This is a genomic window from Klebsiella sp. MS 92-3 (assembly GCF_000195655.1).
GTDB classification, from domain to species: domain Bacteria; phylum Pseudomonadota; class Gammaproteobacteria; order Enterobacterales; family Enterobacteriaceae; genus Klebsiella; species Klebsiella pneumoniae.
The window spans coordinates 35,375-49,541 of sequence record NZ_GL882830.1 but is presented as its reverse complement, the minus strand read 5'-3'; the positions used below and the strand labels follow the sequence as shown (position 1 = coordinate 49,541).

The following is a 14,167-nucleotide window of genomic DNA, read 5'->3' as shown; positions in this document are numbered from 1 at the left end:
AGATAGCCGCCACTGAAACGGGCTACGTCGGCATAGGTGAGCACCGACGCGGCGTGAAGCCTGACGGGCTGGCCAAGCGGATCGCTGAACGTCAGCGGCAAGCGGGCGAGTTTTTTTACCGCCAGCGCGGGGAGCAGGGCGGGAAGCAGCGTTAGCTGTACCCGAACGCCCCAGGCCATCGCCTCATGCAGTGCGCAACCGGCTGCCGCCAGCGCACGCTGGCCGGCAAGCTGCTCCAGCAGCGGTAAATCGACTTGCACGATGCGCAGCGAAGCGTGCTGGCACAGCAGGCTGCGGATATCCGCTTCGCCGAGCTGGGCCACGCTGAGCGTGGCCGTGCTGAGGGCGCGATGGCGCAGACGGGCGGCGACCTCTTCGACGATACGCTGCAGCATCGCGTGGTTCATGGCTTCGTCACCAGCGTTGCCCAGGCTTTCGCAGCGTCAGCGCCTGCCGCATTGGCTTCGTCAGTATCGATGTGCATCTCAAGACGCATATCCGGGGCAACGCGGACCGCCACGTTGTCGAAGATAAGCCGCCTGTCGCTGCCTTCGATCGCCACCGCGACGCTATCGCCATGGGAGACGCGCAGGATCAACGCATCAAGTGGCGACATATGAATATGTCGCTGGGCAACAATCGTCCCGCCGCTCAGCTCCAGTTCGGCAAAGGGGCTTATCAGGCGGATCCCCGGCGTGCCCTGCAGATTGCCGGACATGCGCAGCGGCGCGGCGATACCGAGGATCCGGGCGTCGGTGCGTGAGATTTCCACCTGGCTGGTCTGGCGCAAAGGGCCGAGCAGGCGCACGTTGTTTAATCGCCCTTTGGGGCCAACCAGGGTCACCGTCTGCTCTGCAGCATATTGTCCCGGCTGCAGCAGCGCTTTTTTCGGCTGGATGGGCTGCGCGGGAAAAAGCCTGGCATAGTCAGCCGCCGCTAAATGGATATGGCGACTGGAGATACCGATTGGAATGGGACGCTGGCGCATCTCATCCAGCACTTTGTTGACTGTCGAAGCCAGCTGTTGTTTATCCATTACGCGTCACCTCGTTTACCGGCGTGCAGGCACTGCGAGCGGGGATCGCCTTTTTGTCGTGGGCAGTGTGGGTCCAGGCACAGGTTGCAGGTCACCCGCTCCGTAGAGTGGGAGGGGGCGTCTGTGAGGGCCGTGTTCTCCTCCGTCACGGCGACGTCAGGCGCTGGTGAAGGCGCCTGGACGCGGGCCGGCAGCAGGCCTTCCCCGGGCCTGGCGATAACCTTCTGCGCTACCAGCCCCTGCTGCCGTTCGGCGAGTTCGGCCCCGGTCATCACCGCCGCCTGGACAGAGGCCACATCACCGGCGATCTTCACCACCATCCAGCCGGAACCGTTGGTCTTTTCCAGGGCGAGCAGCGTGATGGCGGCCGCTTTCGCCATAGCGTCGGCGCAGGTGATGGCCAGGGCCAGACCGCTGACCTCAAGTAATCCCAGTGATTGCTTCACGCGGTGCTCCTTTTTTCAGGGTCAGACGGATTTCGGCAGAATGGCCTCAACATCGCTATGCGGGCGCGGGATCACATGGCTGGACTTGACCTCGCCGACCACGCTGGCCGCCGCGCTGCCGGCGTCAACGGCGGCTTTGACCGCGCCGACGTCTCCGCGGACCATCACGGTAATCAGCCCGGAGCCAATTTTTTCGTAACCAATCAACTGCACGTTGGCGGATTTCACCATTGCATCAGCGGCTTCAATGGCGCCAACCAGGCCTTTCGTTTCAACCAGTCCTAGTGCGTTATTCATACTGCGTTCTCCTGTGGATTAAGCATGGCGATCCCGAAATGGGATCCCTTTGACGAGACGAGCCGCATTGTTGCCAGTGTTTCGCCGGGACAGCCTGTTCTGGTGATACATCAGCGAAAACAGCGGAGTTGATGCGGGTAAATTTTTGTAGTGCACGATGAGCCGTTCCCGGTCGCAGGCGATGCCTACCTGTAGCGGCGAACGCTGCGCCGCCTGCCAGGCGTGATGGATAAGATCGCCGCCGGTCTGCGGCTGCAGAACAAAAGGAATGCCTTCCTCTTCAATGCCCAGCAGGACATCGCGCCACTGTTCGCTGCATTCGTCAGTGACGGCAATGACGATGGCGGGGGCGACTACGCTACTCTCCATGTGTGCCTCCTTTTTGCCAGGAAAGGAGTAATCCGCTGGCGACCGCATTGCGTGGGCCTTCACAGCCGCGGATGTTGCCGCGCCCGGCAACCAGCCGGTAGTGCGCCAGCGCGTCGGTGACCAGCTGGGGGATCTCGAAATCGAGGGACGAGCCGCCCACCAGCACCACGAACGGGATGTCGCGAATGTTGCCGGTAGGGCTCACCTGGCGTAACGCTCGCAGGGCGTTGGTGACAAAGACGCGTGATTTGGCGCTACGGCGAATGGCGCGCACTTTCTCCAGCGGCAGATCGCCGGGCAGAGGAACCAGTTCATCCGGTTTCACCACGCAGACGCGGGCAAATACCGCCGGTGGTAAGGCCGATGGAAAAAACTGGACGCTGCCGTCTTCATGACGCAGATGAAACAGGCTTTCGACTTTTGCCAGCGGATATTTTTTGATCTCTTCCGCCAGGTAGCGGTCCTCAAGCCCCAGCTCGCGGGCGATGATCATCGTGACCATATCGCCGGCGCCGGCCAGGTGAGTGGCGCTGATCTCTCCCTGCGCATTGATAATGGAGGCGTCGGTCGACCCGGCGCCCAGATCGAGGATCGCCAGCGGGCGCGTGGTGCCGGGAGTGGTGAGCGCCCCAAGAATGGCCGCCTCCGCTTCGGCGCCGCCCACCTGAACCGCAATCTGCAGTTTGTGCTCAATTTCACGGGCGATGAGGGCCATCTGCAGGCGATCCGACTTGACCATCGAGGCGATACCCACCGCCTGCTCCAGCGAGAACTCCCCCGCAAGACCGCCGGTCACGCTGACTGGCACCGCCGTATCAACGGCCAGCAGATCCTGAATGCGGATCTCCTGAGCTGGCTTATTGGTAAGCTCCGCCATGGTCTGGCGCACGTGCTCTAGCATGCCGCCGATATTGGTGCCCGCTTCTCCCGCGACGTTGTCCAGTTTGCCGCAGCCGTCAACCGCTTTCATGATGGCTTCCGCCCCGGCGGCCACATCAACCTGTACGCTGCGCCCCTGAGCGATGAGCAACAGATTACCTGCCGGAATAGCGCGGGCCTTGACGTCGCCGGAGGGGGTTTTCACCACCACGGCCGAGCGGTTGCCAATCAGCGCCCGCGCCATTGGCACGATATTTTTGGTCTCCTCGGCGTTGAGATCGAAAACGGTCGCAATACCGTAGGGGTTGGAGAGCGTTTCGATGATCTTACCGGGTAAAGCGACCTCGACGGCCGCCAGCATGCCAAGTGGAATCCGGTCGATATGCTGAACTTCGTCGATCACCGGTAGCGGTTGCTGTAGCCGGTTATTGACCAGCACGCCGTCATCCTGCTGCAAAATAATGCCGGTTATCTGATAGCCCGCTGCCGTTGCCGCATTGACCATCGCGGCGACATCGGCAAAGTCAAAGGCCGAGGAGACCACCAGAATATAGGGAGTGTCCGCGGAGCAGGACAGCAGCGCCTCTGGTGTGATGGTGATGCCGACCCCCAGTCCGACGCCGCCGGGTGTCTTCGGGTTATGGCCGATCATGGTGGACTCGGTGATGATGGTTTCCGTGATGGTTTCCATCGCCACATCGCCAATGACCGGCGTGGCTTCGTTAATGCGAATAAGCGAAATATCGCTGAGCTGAATGCCGGCCGCTTTTGCCGCCTGCGTTAGCGCCTCCTGGATACCGAACACATTTCGTAATGTGCCTTTTATACCCGTGGTTTCAGCCAACGCGCTGTGGCGAATGTTCAGCACACCTGCGTCATCGACCGTCGCCAGGGCGACTTCTGTCGAGGAGTTGCCAATATCAATGCCAGCGATATAGCGCATGCTTACCCCCTGTTAATCGTCGCCTTTCAGCTTCTTACGCTCGATGTACAGCCCGGCAGCTTCCCGAACAAAGGCGGCACAGAGTCGTGCCTGGTAGCGATGCTCGAGGTCATCAGCGATCGCCAGTAGCTCCGCCTGGGTGGAACGGTATGGGCGCAGGGCGTTGTAGATCTCAAGGATTCGGTCGTCGGGAACCGCGGTGAGCTCTGCGGCCCGCTCAAAGTTCATCGCCAGCCGATCGCGTCCGGCATCCTGGGCGATCGCCGCCTGCATACGCAGCGTTTCCGGAGTGATGCGCATGTCCTGCGCCGTAACGCGATCGCTTAATACGTTCTCCAGCGTCAGGTCATCGAGCGTTTTATTGGTAGCGGTTTTGACCCACTCCGGATGGCGGGTCGCTAACGGGTAGTCGCTAACTTTTGGCTGGCGAACGGTGTCGTTTGTCGGCGCGGCTGGCGCGGGCGTTATCCCGTCCTGTAGGCTGTTCATCCGGCTCAGCACGTCGCGTACCATGGATTCAATTGCGTCGGTATTCATCGGGATATCCTTTGTTAAAGCGCCACGCGCAGTTCCTGCGGGTTTTTGCCCGTCACCACGTATTTGGTCTCTTTAATGTGCAAAATGGCCGACTTCGCCTGGTATTTGGGACGAGCCATCTGATCGTTAAGCGTCGGCACCGGCTGCGGCGACTCGCGTTTGGCGTAGCGCGCGGCGTTTTTGCCAATCTGACGGTAGGTTTCCAGCGTCAGCAGCGGCGCCTGCGGGAAGAGTTCCAGGTTGGAAAGCGGCGGCAGGCCGCGCTGGTGGATGACGGTGGTGCCTTTCGACTGAATACCGATCGAGATGCCGGAGCCGCTCAGGCGGTTGCCTTCCACTGCCACGAAGGCGACGTCAGATGACTTAAAGCAGCGGATCACCCGGGCTTTGATGCCTTCTTCCTCAATGCCGGCGATCACTTCGCGCAGAATATTTTTATGCGGAATGCCGACGATATTGGCGGTTTGCGCCAGACCAAACGCTGGCCCGACGGCAATAATGACTTCATCCTGCTGCGTGCCGGGTTTGGCTTCGCCGATTTCCGTCAGGAAGCTGTCGCCGGACACAGGCGCAACGGCGACCGGTGCGGCAGAGGCGACAGAAGCCGCAGGCGCGCTAAAGGAGACCGGCTTATCTGCGCCTGATTTCATCTCCGACAGCACCTCTTCGATAATCTGGCGCAGCAGCGTTTCGTTAATTTCCATTTTTCACCCCTTAGCCAAGTTCATTGGGATCGAGCGCGCCCGGGATATTTTTAATCTCTTCCCAGCGCTCGCCTTGCAGGCGGTAGCCTGTTGCCGGACCGGCATAATCGTTCACGTCATTCACGGCCGAGAGCACCTGGCCCTCGCCAACAATGATGGCGGAGGTATGCAGGTAGTCGCCGGTGAGCTTGGCTTTCTGAATATTGAGCATGTCCTGGGCGACATCGGGGAAGCCGCCTTTCGCCAGGGCTTTCACCACCTCCAGGCCGTTGCGGTTCTTGTTGATGATCTCCTGAGCAAACTTGATGTCCTCGACGATATTGCGCTCAGGCATATCTTTTGAACCGTGGGCGTAGGTGGCGGCTTCTACCTCTTCATCCGTAATAGGCGGCAAACCCATGCCGGCAAATACCGCCTGCAGCGCGCGGGCGGCTTTGTTGCGAATGGCGATCACGTCCTCTTCACGCACCGGCCGCAGGCCGCCATCGACCTTCAGGTCGCGCTGGATCACGTTGTAGTCATCGAAGTCTTCGGCATCTTCGTTGGAACCGGCGAACATGTTGTCGTAGTTCGGCACCGCCGAGTAACCGGAGGAGATGAAGTCGGTGCCTGGCAGGAACTGCATCAGCAGACGCGCGGTACGCCGCATATCCGAGTGGGTAAAGGTTTGATCGTTGCTGGAGGCGCACTCCAGATCCAGCGCTGAGCAGATCAGGTTTTCCGCCAGTACGGCGCGGATCCCGGACGGCACGGCGGACGGCACGCCGATACAGCTGACGGAGCCATTCTGCAGGCCTTGCACCCCGGCGGCTTTGGTGATGTAGATGCAGCGCGCTTCGAGATAAAGCATCGATTTGCCTTCGGCATAGCCCATCTGCACCTCCGAGCCGGAGCCGGAGGTAAAGCGCATTTTCAGGCCGCGCGAGGCGTAGGAGGAGGCGAGGAAGCCTTTCGACCACGGGGTGTCATCGCCATCGGTAAACACCGGTTCCGTACCGTATACCGAAATGGTTTCGGCATAGCAGGTGTGGCCCAGCATGCCCAGTTTCAGCTCGGTGGCTTCTTCCAGCGAACACTGGGTGAGGACGCCGGGACGGCCAACCTGTGAACCGACCAGCAGGGCGATGGCGTTGAACGGCGCGTAGCGCGCCACGGCGACGGTGGTCTCCTGCTCGTCAAAGCCGCGCCATGCGCCTTCAGCGGCGTCGGCGGCAATCTGTACCGGATTGTCTTTGATATTAGTGACATGCGCCTGCTGGGACGGCGTGCGGCGGGCGCGCATTTTTTGCATCGCCATCATCATCTCGACCACGTTCATATGCGACACCACTTCCACGATTTTCGCCGGGGTCATCGCGGTAGTGAGCGGCACGATGTCGCTGCGTTTAACGTTCGGGTCGCAGAGCATGTTGGCGAGCTTAACCGAATCCATGGCCATCACTTCTTCGGCCCGGGCGAGATTAATGCCGTAGCGCGCGATAAAGTGGTCAATCAGGTCGAACTGCTCAACCGGTTTACCGTCGAGTTCGGTCACCGCGCCGTTGACGATGCGGATAGAAGGTTTGGGATCGTTAGGGCTTTCCATCGCGATAAAGCCCTCTTCAATCCACTCCTTAACGAAACCATCCTGATTCACAGGGCGTTTCGCCAGTGCTTCAAATCTTTTCGATCTCATGAATCAGCCTCGCGGGTATTAAATGTAGGAGGGGCGATCGTTTTTCGGTTCGGCGCCCAGCGTCGCCAGTACGGTTTTGCCGATTTCCCGGGCGGAGATCACCGCCTGGCGCACCGCGCCGGAGTCGCCGGAAATCACCAGAATGGCTTCGTTGCTGAAACTGGTGCCGTGGGCCGGTGAGCTGTAAGCCACCACCTCGACGTTGGCTGATTTCAGCGCGGTATCGGCCATCAGCACGCCAACGGACGCCGGGGCGCCGACGATAATGCCGCAGGCGCGGCCCAGTGGGGCGCCGAACGCTTTTTCCAGGGCATAACTGGCGCGCGCGGTATACTGCAGCTCAATATGACCCGCTTCGTTGCCGTAGACATCGCCGAAGGTACGGTCCAGCTCTTTCAGCGCGACCTCAATCCCGCGTTTGACGTCGGAAACATCATTCCCGCCCAGCACAATCAGCGAGCCATGGCCGGCGCCGCCTTTGGTGTCGCGAGGAAGCTCAATGCTGACCACTTCGGTGTTGGTGGCTTTGACCGCTTCATCGGCGGCCATGATGTGCGGCCCGGCGCCGGTGCGGGCGCCGAGGATGCCGATAGAGCGATAGCGTTTTTCGAGCTTCATCGCCTCCAGCAACGCGGCATCCACGTTGGCGATGACCAGCCCGAGGGTGTCGCCAATGGCGGTCCCGACAAATTCCGTTAAGCTGCAGCTTTTCTCTGCCATAGCCGTCTCTCCTGTGGGATGGGGGGTATCGGGAAGCGCCTGCTGCTCTGGCGTCGCCACACGGGCTATGACTTGCGCCATGATCTGTTCAACCAGCTCATTGCTGCTCATTGGCTATTCCCCTTCGGTAAGATTTTTTCAACATCGGTATGGGGGCGGGGAATGACGTGTACGGCTTTCACTTCGCCCACGTGGCGGGCTGCGGCGGCACCGGCGTCGGTGGCGGCTTTAACTGCCCCCACGTCGCCACGCACGATGACGGTCACCAGGCCTGAACCGATCCTTTCATAGCCAACTAATAAAACGTTGGCCGACTTAACCATTGCGTCAGCGGCCTCTATGGCTGCGGTTAAGCCTTTGGTTTCTACCATTCCTAATGCTTCTTGTTGCATAAAGACCTCGCAGGATATGTGCCAGTGAGGGAACTATATGGCGGAGCGGCGAAAAAGAATGGCTGAGTTGATGGTGGAGATCGAAAAAATAGTGGTTTTTATATAATATAAAATGGATTAATTTTATTTTATATCGTTGTTTTTATTTGATTTTGTTGTTTTTATAAATGTGATTATATTGCAATTCACGCTCCGTATTTACATTTTAAGAGGTGATTTTTTAAATTGTTTTTGCTATGCGATATTTTGCGTGATGTGATATTTGTTGGAAAATAAGCACTGCGCTTTCGCAATTTTTTATCATTTAGTTGGAAATTAAAATACCCCCTGAACGCCCGCCATTGCTGCATGGATTCGCGAACAAATAGCAATAAATTATTCTTCTTCGGCGACTTTACGCCGCCCGATTTCCGCAGGATGCCAACACTTTGCCGCTGCCGGTTTCTATAGTGGGCCTCGCCGTACCCAACGAGCCAGCGGATGGTTAGCTGGCCTGGACACGAACTTCGTCACGAGGTGTCACAATGAATGGTTCTTTACGCGCGCAATGTATCGCCGAGTTTTTAGGCACCGGGCTGTTTCTGTTTTTTGGTATCTGCTGCCTGAGCGCCCTGAAACTGACCGGCGCCAGCCTGGGGCTGTGGGAGATCTGTATTATCTGGGGACTGGGTATTTCTCTGGCGGTGTACCTGACGGCCGGCATTTCGGGGGGACATCTGAACCCTGCGGTCACCGTCGCCCTGTGGCTGTTTGCCTGCTTCCCGGGCAGAAAAGTGGTGCCCTATATCGTGGCTCAGGTCGCCGGCGCGTTTGGCGGCGCCGTGCTGGCCTGGATACTTTACAGCACCCTGTTTACGCAATTTGAAACGGTGCATCATATGGTGCGTGGCAGCCTGGAAAGCCTGCAGCTGGCCAGTATATTCAGTACCTACCCGGCGCCTGAGCTCAGCATCTGGCATGCGGCGCTGGTGGAGGTGGTGATCACCTCGATGCTGATGGGGATGATCATGGCGCTCACCGATGATGGCAACGGCGTACCCAAGGGCCCACTGGCGCCGCTGTTGATTGGCATTCTGGTGGCGGTGATCGGCGCCTCGACCGGGCCGCTTACCGGCTTCGCGATGAATCCGGCACGCGATTTTGGCCCGAAATTGTTCACCTGGTTCGCCGGGTGGGGCAATATCGCCATGACCGGGGGAAGAAATATTCCCTATTTTATCGTGCCCATTATCGCACCGTTGTTAGGGGCCTGCCTCGGCGCCGCAATTTATCGTTTTCTTATCGCCAATAATCTGCCCTGTCATACCTGCGTGGAGGAAGAAAATACGCGTTAGCGTCATAAGGGGAATGTATCTGTGAAATAGCCAGGCTAATTTCATGAACCGATATCACGAACCGCTCAAAAAGTCTCCCCGGGTTGGGAGACTTTTGTTATTGTCAATGCACTTTTTTATCGTCGATGGGATCTGATGCTAAAAAAGGTAAATATGAAAAATATGTTTTATTTATAACAAAAAATTAACTGAGGGGTTTTATCATGATTTCTGCGAGTACCTTGAACTCAGAACTCATCAATAAAATCGCACAGGATTTTGCGCAAGCCACCAGTCTGGCGGTTGTGGTCGTCAATATTCACGGTGATGAGATTTCTGAATTGTTTAATTTCACGCCGTTTTGCCAGCTGATGCGTCAGCACCCGGAGCACAGCGGACGCTGTCGCATGAGCGACCGCTGCGGCGGGCTGGAAGCCTCGAAAAAAGACCAGCTGTGTATCTACCGCTGTCATGCGGGGTTAACCGATTTTTCCATCCCGCTGGTGATCGCCGGCCACCTGGTCGGTTTCGTGCTGTGCGGGCAGGTGCGTCTGAGCAATGATGTTGAACTGGTTGATATCTTGAACGTCGATGACCGCTGGCAGGACGATCCGGCGCTGGTCCAGGCGTTTCGCGATGTGCCGGAGATGGACTATTCGCGGGTTATCGCTTCGGCGGATCTGCTGAAGCTGATCGTCGAGAATTGCCTGAAAAAACAGCTCAACTTTGTGGTTATCAAAGATAACCCGTCGCAGAACGATCCGGCGCAGGCCAGCCGGGCGCCCTCGCCGCACGATGGCAAAATGAAGAAGGCGCTGCGCTATATCGACGCGCATCTCTCCGATGAGCTGCGTCTGGAGGATGTGGCGGCGCATGTCTATCTCAGCCCGTACTACTTCAGCAAACTGTTTAAAAAGTATCAGGGGATCGGTTTTAACGCCTGGGTCAATCAGCAGCGGATGGCGAGCGCAAAAGAGCTGCTATGCCACAGCGACTGGAGCATCGCCAGCATCGCGCGGAATTTAGGTTTTTCGCAAACCAGCTATTTTTGCAAAGTGTTTCGCCAGACCTATCAGGTAACGCCGCAGGCATTTCGTCAGCAAATTAATGCCGGATCACAAACTGAGTCTTTTTAAATGACAATATTTTGCTATTGCCGATTTTTGATATCCCCGAGTATCTTCATCAATATAAAATGAAAAAAACGACAGTAGAGCAATAAATTGTCATAGCGCAACAAAATAGTGATATTCGAGGGATAAACTACACCAGTTTTTATTTTTGTGATGAGATAGAGTGTCCGTTAATACGAGAAAGCTGATTATCACAACACCGCTTTCCTCACTGACGTCATTGTGACGAATGATGAAACGGTAAAAGAAAACATAAAGTAATACCCGTCGATGCAGGGTGCATCGGCGAAACAAACCGACAGGTTCGACACCAGTTTGGTGTCAGGGAAGGGGGTGTAAATCCCCCGCAGCCCCCGCTGCTGTGATGCTGACGACCCCGCAAAAACCACTGATCGAAAGATTGGGAAGGGCGGGCGAGAACGAGGCTAAGCCAGAAGACCTGCCTGCCGGTAACTGACCAACAACTTCGGTGGGAAGTGGGTGGCTTAGCGGTGCGTGGTCGCAGGACCAGGCATGCGCGTAGCTATACCCTGACCGCCAGAACAGGACAGGGTATGGCAACCAGGCGTGCGTTCATTCTTGCGGGTACCGGCAGCGGTTGTGGCAAAACCACCGTTACGCTCGGCCTGCTCAGCTTGCTCCAACAGCGCGGTATGCGGGTGCAACCCTGTAAAGTCGGGCCTGACTACCTGGATACCGCCTGGCACACCGCCATCAGCGGCATCGCTTCCCGCAATCTCGACAGCTTTATGCTTCCCGCCCCGATACTCAACGCGCTGTTTACCGAACAGCTACAGCAGGCCGACATCGCGGTTATCGAAGGGGTGATGGGCCTGTATGACGGCTACGGCATCGACCCTAACTACTGCAGCAGCGCGGCAATGGCTAAGCAGCTTGGCTGCCCGGTGATTTTGCTGGTGGATGGCAAAGCGGTGTCGACCTCCATCGCCGCCACGGTGATGGGTTTTCAACATTTTGATCCGGCTCTCGACATCGCTGGCGTTATCGTCAATCGGGTCAACAGCGACGCGCACTTCCAGCTGCTGAAAAGCGCCATTGAGCGCTACTGTCAGGTGCCAGTGCTCGGCTATGTGCCGCGCGTGGAAGGCGTGGCGCTGCCCGAACGACATCTGGGACTGGTGACCGCCCGCGAGTCGGTGGTCAATCAGCAGGCATGGCGGGATTTTGCCAGCCTGCTGGGGCGCACCCTCGACATAGACCGGCTGCTGGCCCTCAGCGAACTGGCCGCCATGCCGATCGGCGAGTGGGGAGAACAGCTTGCCGCCGATGCCGGCGAAGGACTGACGCTGGCCCTCGCCGACGATGAGGCCTTCAATTTTTATTACCCCGATAACCTGGCGCTGCTGGCGCGCTGCGGCGTGAAGATGGTGCGCTTTAGCCCACTACGCGATCGCCAGCTGCCGGCCTGCCAGATGATCTGGCTCGGCGGCGGCTATCCGGAGCTGCATGCGGCCGTGCTATCCGCTAACCACGAGATGCTGACACAGCTTCGCGCGGCGCACCGGCGCGGGGTGGCGATCTACGCCGAGTGCGGCGGCCTGATGTATCTGGGCACGACCCTGGAAGTCACCAGCGGCGAGCGCTACACGATGGCGGATATTATTCCCGGACACAGCCGAATGGGGACGCGTCTGACCCGGTTCGGCTACTGCGAAGCGCAGGCGCAGCAGCAGACGCTGCTGGCAGCCCCTGGCGAGTGGCTGCGCGGCCATGAATTTCATTACTCCGATTTTTCTCCCGCCACCCCCGCCGTACTGGCCTGCCGTAAACAGCGAGACGGTAAGACGCTCCAGCAGTGGCAGGGAGGATGGCAGTCCGGCAGCGCCTTTGCCAGCTATCTCCATGTCCATTTTGCCCAGCGTCCCACCATGCTCAACCACTGGTTGCGGGCAGCAAGGAGGGCGCTATGACCCTTCTCGCCTGGTGTGTAGCCTGGATACTTGATGTCGTCATTGGCGATCCGCCGCACTGGCCGCATCCGGTGCGCTGGATAGGTCGCCTGATCGCCGTCAGCCAGCGTGTAGTGCGACGCGTCTGCCATAGCGACCGGGCGCTGCGCATCGGCGGCGGGGTGATGTGGCTGGTGGTTATCGGTCTGACATGGGGCGTGGCCTGGGGCGTACTGGCGCTGGCGCACGGGATCCACCCCTGGCTTGGATGGCTGGTGGAAGTGTGGATGATCTTCACCGCGCTGGCGGGACGCTGTCTGGCACAGTCGGCGATGGCGGTGGCCCGGCCGCTGCAGGCCGGAGATCTCGCCGAAAGCCGGCATAAGCTCTCCTGGATTGTCGGGCGCGATACCTCTCAGCTCCAGCCAGCGCAGATCAACCGTGCGGTGGTGGAGACCGTGGCGGAGAACACGGTGGATGGCATTATCGCGCCGCTCTTTTTCCTGCTCCTCGGCGGCGCGCCGCTGGCCATGGCCTATAAAGCGGTCAACACCCTCGATTCCATGGTCGGCTATAAACACGAAAAATACCGGGCGATCGGCATGGTCAGCGCCCGTCTTGATGATGTAGCCAACTTCCTTCCCGCCCGGCTGAGCTGGCTGCTGCTCAGCCTTGCCGCGGTGCTATGCCGGGAAGATGGCGCCCGGGCGCTGCGTACGGGCTGGCGCGATCGCTATCAGCACAGCAGTCCTAACTGCGCCTGGCCGGAAGCGACCGTCGCCGGCGCGCTGGGGATCCGCCTTGGCGGCCCGAACGATTACTTCGGCCAGCGCGTTGAAAAGCCCTGGATAGGCGACGCCGTCCGCGACATCGCGGTGGACGATATTTCCCGAACCATTCGATTAATGTGGGTGGCGTCAAGCCTGGCGCTGGCGCTGTTTATCGGCGTGCGCTACTGGCTGGTCGGCGCGGCCTGAGGAGAACCTGATGCAGTACATCCAACAACCGCAGGCGATCGAGGCGAAAAGCTTCGACATCATCAGCGAGATCATCGCCGAAACGCGACCGGACTACCGTTTCGCCAGCCCGCTGCACGAGGCGATTATCAAGCGGGTGATCCACACCACCGCTGACTTCGACTGGCTGGATATTCTGTGGTTTTCTCCGGATGCCCTGATCGCGCTGAGTGAGGCCTTGAGCAGGCCCTGCACGCTGTATACCGATACCACCATGGCGCTGTCCGGGATCAACAAAACCCTGCTGGCCCGCTTTGGCGGCGAATGCCGCTGCTATATCAGCGACCCGCGGGTGGTGCGCGAGGCGCAAAGCCGGGGGATGACCCGCTCGATGGCGGCGGTGGATATTGCGGTGCAGGAGCCCGGGGAGAAAGTGTTCGTCTTCGGCAATGCGCCAACCGCGCTGTTTCGCCTGCTGGAACATCGCGAGACCGCCATCGGCGGCGTGGTGGGGGTGCCGGTCGGGTTCGTCGGCGCGGCGGAGTCGAAAGCGGCGCTCAGCGAGAGCGGCCTGCCGGCCATCGCCGCGCTCGGCCGCAAAGGGGGAAGCAACGTGGCGGCAGCGATTGTGAACGCTCTGCTTTACCACCTGCGGGAGGCGCAATGAGCGATCAGACCTTTGACGCCCCGGTGTGGCATCACGGCAAAGCGCTGCGCAAGGGCTACACCACCGGCTCCTGCGCCACAGCGGCGGCAAAAGTGGCGGCGCTGATGGTGATGCGCCAGCATCTGATTCATCAGGTCTCGATCGTCACCCCCTCCCCGCCCCCCCCCCCCCCGCCCCCCCCGCCGCCGAT

The 14,167-nt window shown here is 59.2% G+C and carries 17 protein-coding genes and 1 riboswitch; of the genes, 6 read left to right on the top strand and 11 right to left on the bottom strand.

Annotated features, from left to right (window positions below; genetic code table 11):
- The 11 genes from pduM to pduA form a co-directional block, all read right to left on the bottom strand.
- A partial coding sequence (gene pduM, locus HMPREF9538_RS08865; protein WP_009485659.1) for a microcompartment protein PduM occupies positions 1–407 on the bottom strand: 407 nt, incomplete at its 3' end.
- Positions 404–1,036 carry a phosphate propanoyltransferase gene (locus tag HMPREF9538_RS08870; RefSeq protein WP_004900284.1) on the bottom strand — a complete coding sequence of 211 codons (633 nt, stop codon included), beginning with the start codon at positions 1,034–1,036 and terminating at the stop codon, positions 404–406. The genes pduM and HMPREF9538_RS08870, both read right to left, overlap by 4 nt.
- On the bottom strand, positions 1,036–1,482 hold the full coding sequence (locus HMPREF9538_RS08875) for a BMC domain-containing protein (RefSeq protein WP_002915808.1): 447 nt from the start codon (positions 1,480–1,482) through the stop codon (positions 1,036–1,038). Before HMPREF9538_RS08875 ends, HMPREF9538_RS08870 begins: the two co-directional genes overlap by 1 nt.
- A 21-nt stretch (positions 1,483–1,503) precedes the next feature.
- Positions 1,504–1,779: a propanediol utilization microcompartment protein PduJ gene (pduJ, locus tag HMPREF9538_RS08880; protein WP_002915806.1), complete on the bottom strand. Its 276-nt coding sequence runs from the start codon at positions 1,777–1,779 to the stop codon at positions 1,504–1,506.
- A gap of 18 nt (positions 1,780–1,797) precedes the next feature.
- Positions 1,798–2,148 carry a glycerol dehydratase reactivase beta/small subunit family protein gene (locus HMPREF9538_RS08885; RefSeq protein WP_009485658.1) on the bottom strand — a complete coding sequence of 117 codons (351 nt, stop codon included), beginning with the start codon at positions 2,146–2,148 and terminating at the stop codon, positions 1,798–1,800.
- Positions 2,138–3,970: a diol dehydratase reactivase subunit alpha gene (locus HMPREF9538_RS08890; protein ID WP_009485657.1), complete on the bottom strand. Its 1,833-nt coding sequence runs from the start codon at positions 3,968–3,970 to the stop codon at positions 2,138–2,140. The genes HMPREF9538_RS08885 and HMPREF9538_RS08890 overlap by 11 nt, the downstream gene beginning before the upstream one ends.
- Positions 3,971–3,982: 12 nt before the next feature.
- The gene (pduE, locus tag HMPREF9538_RS08895; RefSeq protein WP_002915750.1) at positions 3,983–4,507 is read right to left on the bottom strand and encodes a propanediol dehydratase small subunit PduE; all 525 of its coding nucleotides are present in this window, start codon (positions 4,505–4,507) and stop codon (positions 3,983–3,985) included.
- A 14-nt stretch (positions 4,508–4,521) separates the two neighbouring features.
- The gene (gene pduD, locus HMPREF9538_RS08900) at positions 4,522–5,211 is read right to left on the bottom strand and encodes a propanediol dehydratase medium subunit PduD (RefSeq protein ID WP_008806302.1); all 690 of its coding nucleotides are present in this window, start codon (positions 5,209–5,211) and stop codon (positions 4,522–4,524) included.
- 10 nt (positions 5,212–5,221) lie between these two features.
- Positions 5,222–6,886: a propanediol dehydratase large subunit PduC gene (gene pduC, locus HMPREF9538_RS08905; protein ID WP_002915744.1), complete on the bottom strand. Its 1,665-nt coding sequence runs from the start codon at positions 6,884–6,886 to the stop codon at positions 5,222–5,224.
- A gap of 18 nt (positions 6,887–6,904) precedes the next feature.
- Entirely contained in the window at positions 6,905–7,717 is an 813-nt protein-coding gene (gene pduB / locus HMPREF9538_RS08910; protein WP_002915739.1) for a propanediol utilization microcompartment protein PduB, read from the bottom strand.
- Positions 7,714–7,998 (bottom strand): propanediol utilization microcompartment protein PduA, encoded by a 285-nt coding sequence (gene pduA, locus HMPREF9538_RS08915; protein ID WP_002915737.1) that lies wholly within the window; start codon positions 7,996–7,998, stop codon positions 7,714–7,716. Before pduA ends, pduB begins: the two co-directional genes overlap by 4 nt.
- A 524-nt stretch (positions 7,999–8,522) precedes the next feature.
- On the opposite strand from pduA, the gene pduF reads away from it, so the two are divergent.
- From pduF to HMPREF9538_RS08945, 6 genes are all read left to right on the top strand, one after another.
- Complete coding sequence (gene pduF / locus HMPREF9538_RS08920) at positions 8,523–9,332, top strand: propanediol diffusion facilitator PduF (RefSeq protein ID WP_009485655.1); 810 nt, start codon at positions 8,523–8,525, stop codon at positions 9,330–9,332.
- Positions 9,333–9,535: 203 nt separating this feature from the next.
- On the top strand, positions 9,536–10,447 hold the full coding sequence (gene pocR / locus HMPREF9538_RS08925) for a transcriptional regulator PocR (RefSeq protein WP_004181164.1): 912 nt from the start codon (positions 9,536–9,538) through the stop codon (positions 10,445–10,447).
- Between the two features lie 280 nt (positions 10,448–10,727).
- Positions 10,728–10,906, top strand: a riboswitch (cobalamin riboswitch).
- A 92-nt stretch (positions 10,907–10,998) separates the two neighbouring features.
- Positions 10,999–12,375 carry a cobyrinate a,c-diamide synthase gene (locus HMPREF9538_RS08930; RefSeq protein WP_009485653.1) on the top strand — a complete coding sequence of 459 codons (1,377 nt, stop codon included), beginning with the start codon at positions 10,999–11,001 and terminating at the stop codon, positions 12,373–12,375.
- Positions 12,372–13,331, top strand: a complete 960-nt coding sequence (cbiB, locus tag HMPREF9538_RS08935) for an adenosylcobinamide-phosphate synthase CbiB (RefSeq protein WP_002915724.1) — start codon at positions 12,372–12,374, stop codon at positions 13,329–13,331. The genes HMPREF9538_RS08930 and cbiB overlap by 4 nt, the downstream gene beginning before the upstream one ends.
- Positions 13,332–13,341: 10 nt before the next feature.
- A complete protein-coding gene (locus HMPREF9538_RS08940) occupies positions 13,342–13,977 on the top strand; it encodes a cobalt-precorrin-8 methylmutase (protein ID WP_002915711.1) in 636 nt (211 codons plus the stop codon).
- The coding region (locus HMPREF9538_RS08945) for a cobalt-precorrin-5B (C(1))-methyltransferase (RefSeq protein ID WP_009485652.1) at positions 13,974–14,167 on the top strand (194 nt) is incomplete at its 3' end. The genes HMPREF9538_RS08940 and HMPREF9538_RS08945, both read left to right, overlap by 4 nt.

Bases quoted from the DNA above. Each gene is read 5' to 3' on its own strand.
- HMPREF9538_RS08930 (WP_009485653.1), top strand. From the start codon at position 10,999: ATGGCAACCAGGCGTGCGTTCATTCTTGCGGGTACCGGCAGCGGTTGT.
- HMPREF9538_RS08940 (WP_002915711.1), top strand. From the start codon at position 13,342: ATGCAGTACATCCAACAACCGCAGGCGATCGAGGCGAAAAGCTTCGAC.
- HMPREF9538_RS08870 (WP_004900284.1), bottom strand. From the start codon at position 1,036: ATGGATAAACAACAGCTGGCTTCGACAGTCAACAAAGTGCTGGATGAG.
- pduD (WP_008806302.1), bottom strand. From the start codon at position 5,211: ATGGAAATTAACGAAACGCTGCTGCGCCAGATTATCGAAGAGGTGCTG.
- pduE (WP_002915750.1), bottom strand. From the start codon at position 4,507: ATGAATACCGACGCAATTGAATCCATGGTACGCGACGTGCTGAGCCGG.
- pduB (WP_002915739.1), bottom strand. From the start codon at position 7,717: ATGAGCAGCAATGAGCTGGTTGAACAGATCATGGCGCAAGTCATAGCC.
- pduC (WP_002915744.1), bottom strand. From the start codon at position 6,886: ATGAGATCGAAAAGATTTGAAGCACTGGCGAAACGCCCTGTGAATCAG.
- pduJ (WP_002915806.1), bottom strand. From the start codon at position 1,779: ATGAATAACGCACTAGGACTGGTTGAAACGAAAGGCCTGGTTGGCGCC.
- HMPREF9538_RS08885 (WP_009485658.1), bottom strand. From the start codon at position 2,148: ATGGAGAGTAGCGTAGTCGCCCCCGCCATCGTCATTGCCGTCACTGAC.
- pduF (WP_009485655.1), top strand. From the start codon at position 8,523: ATGAATGGTTCTTTACGCGCGCAATGTATCGCCGAGTTTTTAGGCACC.
- pocR (WP_004181164.1), top strand. From the start codon at position 9,536: ATGATTTCTGCGAGTACCTTGAACTCAGAACTCATCAATAAAATCGCA.
- cbiB (WP_002915724.1), top strand. From the start codon at position 12,372: ATGACCCTTCTCGCCTGGTGTGTAGCCTGGATACTTGATGTCGTCATT.
- pduA (WP_002915737.1), bottom strand. From the start codon at position 7,998: ATGCAACAAGAAGCATTAGGAATGGTAGAAACCAAAGGCTTAACCGCA.
- HMPREF9538_RS08890 (WP_009485657.1), bottom strand. From the start codon at position 3,970: ATGCGCTATATCGCTGGCATTGATATTGGCAACTCCTCGACAGAAGTC.